The 4587-nt window shown below is 37.9% G+C and carries 5 protein-coding genes; 1 reads left to right on the top strand and 4 read right to left on the bottom strand.

Annotated elements, in window-relative coordinates:
* Nucleotides 1-29: 29 nt before the first annotated feature.
* The 4 genes from KGY70_17355 to KGY70_17340 form a co-directional block, all read right to left on the bottom strand.
* Nucleotides 30-1658, bottom strand: coding sequence for a transporter substrate-binding domain-containing protein (locus KGY70_17355; GenBank protein MBS3776969.1), 1629 nt, complete (start codon nt 1656-1658; stop codon nt 30-32).
* Nucleotides 1659-2083: 425 nt separating this feature from the next.
* Nucleotides 2084-2275, bottom strand: a complete 192-nt coding sequence (locus KGY70_17350; GenBank protein ID MBS3776968.1) for a cold shock domain-containing protein — start codon at nt 2273-2275, stop codon at nt 2084-2086.
* A gap of 42 nt (nt 2276-2317) precedes the next feature.
* Nucleotides 2318-2491: a hypothetical protein gene (locus KGY70_17345; protein ID MBS3776967.1), complete on the bottom strand. Its 174-nt coding sequence runs from the start codon at nt 2489-2491 to the stop codon at nt 2318-2320.
* Between the two features lie 40 nt (nt 2492-2531).
* Complete coding sequence (locus KGY70_17340) at nt 2532-2960, bottom strand: cobalamin B12-binding domain-containing protein (protein ID MBS3776966.1); 429 nt, start codon at nt 2958-2960, stop codon at nt 2532-2534.
* A 12-nt stretch (nt 2961-2972) separates the two neighbouring features.
* Here KGY70_17340 and KGY70_17335 point away from each other — a divergent pair, with 12 nt between their 5' ends.
* Complete coding sequence (locus tag KGY70_17335; GenBank protein MBS3776965.1) at nt 2973-3425, top strand: hypothetical protein; 453 nt, start codon at nt 2973-2975, stop codon at nt 3423-3425.
* Nucleotides 3426-4587: the final 1162 nt, after the last annotated feature.

Below are 4587 nucleotides of genomic sequence, written 5' to 3'. Positions count from 1 at the left end.
TGTCGGGTGTCCAGCAGAAATGCCCGCTTTCACAACGGCATTGTAAAATGAAAATCGCTTCCCTTTCCCGGCTCACTTTCTACCCATATTTTACCACCGTGTACTTCAACAAATTCTTTGCAAAGGATCAATCCCAAACCAGTGCCATTTTCATTTTCTGTTCCTTTAGATGAAATGTTTGCATCCGCTTGAAATATATTTTTTCTTGTATCCTCATCCATGCCAGTACCATTATCAGAAACGGTTATTTCAACCTCGTTTTTACCAAGTATAGAGTAAATATCAACCTTTCCACTGGAATGGGTAAATTTAATGGCATTGGAAATCAGGTTTCGCAAAATGGTTTTCAGCATATTCCTGTCAGCGTGGATTTCGGTCTCATGGTTTGGGATGTGATTTAAGGAAATGTTTTTTATGCTTGCCGAGGGAGTGGTGAAATTGACCGTCTGAGCAATTACTTCTTCTAATCTGATTTTTTCTGGTTGGTATTTGATCTGTCCTGTCTGTGATTTTGCCCAGCAAAGCAGATTATCGAGCAGATCAAGTGTTTTTTCTGCTGTTGAATGGATGCTTTTTGAGAAATATTTCAATTTGTCATCGCTATATTTGTTTTTGTTGTTTATCAATAAATCAGAATACCCCAGAATGCTGTTGAACGGTGATCTCAGATCATGTCCAATTACTGAAAAAAGTTTGTCTTTGGTGGCATTGAGTTTTTCCAGAGTCGCTGTTTTTTTCTGCAAAACTTTGGTTTGTTTTGCTACGTTTCTTCTCAGTGTTTTCGTCCATAAAATGAAAAGAGCTATTGTAAGAAAGAAAGGGATTAATCCAATCCCTACATACCGAATAACTTTCATCAGGGAAACTTCATTTCGTTTATGAAAATTCCATTTTTTAAGAAATTCTTCTCTTTTACCTGAAGCTTTTACATGATCAATTCCGTCATTTAGCACAGAAAGAAGGTTTGAATCTCCCTCTTTCACTGCAAAACGATAGAGAATGGGCATTATAGAAGGACCCACTACCTCAACATTTCTAATTTGCAAATCTTCAATCGCCTCCATGCCAATCGAATATGGCGCAAGGACTGCATCGTCCTCTCCTTCGGAAAGAAGCCGAATTGCTTCGGGCAAAGACTTGACCAATGTTGTGTTTGTAAAAAGCGCCATGGGTTTTATAAACCTTGTTATCGATGCATCTCCTTCTAATGTAATAATTTGTTTTTGCGAAAGGTCTGACACATCTTTTACCTCAGAATTCTCCCTAACAAATATTCCGTAGTAATCTTCATTGTAAGGAATGGTATAATCATACATTGTATCCCGTTGATCTGTATAAAGAACAGAAAGGAGTAAATCAACTTTGCCCTCTTCAAGATTTTTTAATGCCTGATCCCATTCTGTAAATCGAAACTCCAACTCCCAATTATTTTTATCAGCAATGGATTTTATGATGTCCACATCGAATCCTTTTTCCTGACCAGTATTATCAAGGTAAGTAAAAGGTTTGTAGTCATAATCAGCTCCTACAACAATTTTTTCTTTTTGCTTAACTGAGGGATCGGCATCAACGGTGCAGGAAGAGGTTGTCAAACCAAGAAAACCAATACTGATAAATGACAGGATCAGAAACAATCCCTTTTTTGATGCTTCTTTCATTTGATTGATATAGGGGAAACTCATAGCATAAATGTAATACACGACATAACTTAAGAGACAATAACAAACATCGAACGCATCAAAAATAATTTTTCGGGTTTAATTAAAGGGATTTTTATAAAAATTCTTGATTAACACCCTATTTTAGCCCGAATTATTCTAGAATAATTCTGACGCTATTGAAAAACCTGGCTTTTTGCTTCAATAAATTTCGCAAAAAGCCGGTTTTTCTAATGCGGGGTTGCCTGCATCCACCCCGCAAACCATCCCACATTCAAAAACGTTCCCGCTTACCAGCGGGATTCGTTTTTGAATGATGCAGGTTAGAACACCAAGTTTATAAGTAGGCTTGAAACAAAAAAAGCTTCACAAAAAAATGTGAAGCTAAGGATTTTATAATGGATAAATAAAAACGCTCTATCTTTTTATACCCGTTTGACATTTACCGCATATAATCCTTTTTCTCCTTCTTTTGCTTCAAAAGTCACCTCGTCATTTTCCTGAATGTCATCAATAAGATCTGAAACATGGACGAAGTATTCGTTGTCTGAATCTTTGTCTTTAATGAAGCCGAATTTCTTGACTTCATTGAAAAATTTTACTGTACCTTCTTTCATAATTAGATTAATTAAAATGTTATATCGCGCAAATATAATATTTTACAAACAAGAACCAAATTTTGGTTTGAAAAAACTTTTCATGAAATGGTTTGCATAAAGCAACTCCCCTTCAATATTGAAAAGAGCAATGCCAAGTGAGTTATTTTTGGTCAGTGTGGCTTCAAATTCGCTTTTCCACTCAGAAAGTATGGTTAATATGGTTTCGTCTGCCATAAAGTCTTAATGCCCGGAATTTGTCTCTAAAAGATGATTTTTATCCATTTTCCAAGAATTCGTTTATAAATGATTCGGTACTTTTTAGATCAGTTTTATAATATACATCGTTAAATTGTTCCAGTACTTCTATTCCTTTATGCTGAAAAGCTTGACCCCCGACCAGCACAGGGAGGTCTGAAAATTCTTTTCTTATTCGCTGCAAAGTTTCTTCCAGTGTGGGCAGATGAAAATAAATGCTCATGGAGATACCGATCAAATCGGGTTTAATTACTTTGGTATAGCCTATCAAATCTTTTGTTGGCGTATTGGCTCCCAGAAAATAGGAATACCACCCATGCATTTCTAAAACATCACTGATCATTTTTATTCCGATCTGATGTAATTCTTCTTCAATACAGGAGAGAATGATTCTTTTGCCATTTTTTTCACCGGAGGCAATTTCCTGGTAGAATTCATTTAAAATCAAATTTCTGTAGAAATGTCTGATGACAGATTAAAAAGAATTTGGGACAACCTGAAGGGCATTACGGATGAAATGCCTTTTTTAATTGACATGACCCCCGAAGAGCGGCGTTCACGTTCGGTTATGAACAGTGCCAGAAAGCCTTTTGTAGAAAAAACCATTGCCTATGGTGAAAAAGATCCGAGAATTGTTCCCAATTATTTGGATATTGAGGAGATGAAGAAAAGCATGAAGCTCTATGAACAGCTTGTGGAATTGGGCGCCGAGTTCAAACGTGTTGGAGAGGGTTTATCGGATACTGCAGCCGCAATAGGTGAAAATCTCTGGACGGGCGGACTGAGTATCTACGATTCATCCAAGACGGCCTCCAGAAATGGTGTACCTGGCATAGATTCCGTTCTTAACGATCTGAAGGCCTTTTTTGCCTGGGACCGTTCAAAGGAAGAAGCCGAGCCGGAGGCAGAATAAACCGGTATGATTGCCAGAGGAACCTTATCCCCGAAGTACCCCTGCCTTGTTTTTAACAGGGCAGGGGTACTTCTGAACCTACCCCAACTATGTTAAAACCTACCCTGACCATGTTCCGTACCTACCTTCACCATCTAAAAAACAGAACCGACCCTGTTCCAAACATACCCTTACTTTGTAAAAAGGAATTCCAACCTTGTTCTGAACTTACCCCTGCCAGGTAAAAATCAAGTCCGACCTTGTTCCGGACCTACCCTCACCAGGTAAAAAGGAAATCAGGCCTTGCTCCGAACCTACCTCCACCAAGTTAAAAACTGGGTAGGGGTATTTCCAGACCTACCCTAACCAGGTAAAAAAGAAGGTAAGGGTAGGTTCCGTACCTACCCCAGACAGGTCTAAAAGAAGGTGGAGGTAGCAAAAAACCTACCCCAACCAGGTTGATAACCTACCCCAACCAGGTTAAAAACATCCCCTGGCTTGTTCCGAGCAACCCCATGATATATAAAAAGGAAGGCCGGTTATGTTTCGAACCTAACCCAACCAGGTATAAAACAAGGTGGGGCTAGTTCCGAACCTACCTCTGCCAGGTATACAACATGCCCCATTCCATCAGCAACTATAGATCATTCTATAAAACAATCAAATTTCCGGACTGAAATTCACTTATACCATGGGTGCATTCCCAATTTTTTCCAAAAGAGAAAATATATTCCATTCCTACGGAATTTCGTAAACTAGAACATCACTTATAACCCGACCGGCAGTTGCCGGATGAAATAAAAAAGGGTGCTTGGAAAAAATTAGGAATGCACCCACAGCGATTAAGGTGAACTTAAATTTTATTCATATTTATAAAAATTCATGCTATCACTTCTAAAAATTTTGTTTTATTAGCAAAGTTTTGCTGCACTTTAAATTCTAAAGTTTGGTAAACCTTTCTTTGGGCCGATCATAAAAGTTATTTGGTTAATATTCTTGAACCACATACCTGCCCCGAAGCAGGCGGGGGACACATAGTTCACATAGGCTTAACACATAGAAAGAAATATTTTGAATAACAAAAATTTTCATGAAGTAAACAAAAAAGGTCAAATAATTATTTGTCCTCTCAATTGCTTGATAAATAATAAATCTATGTGAAACCCTATCTTTCCTATGTGTC

Source organism: Bacteroidales bacterium (assembly GCA_018334875.1).
Lineage (GTDB): Bacteria > Bacteroidota > Bacteroidia > Bacteroidales > UBA12077 > JAGXLC01.
The sequence above is the reverse complement of the archived record's forward strand: the minus strand, read 5'-3'. Positions and strand labels throughout refer to the sequence as shown.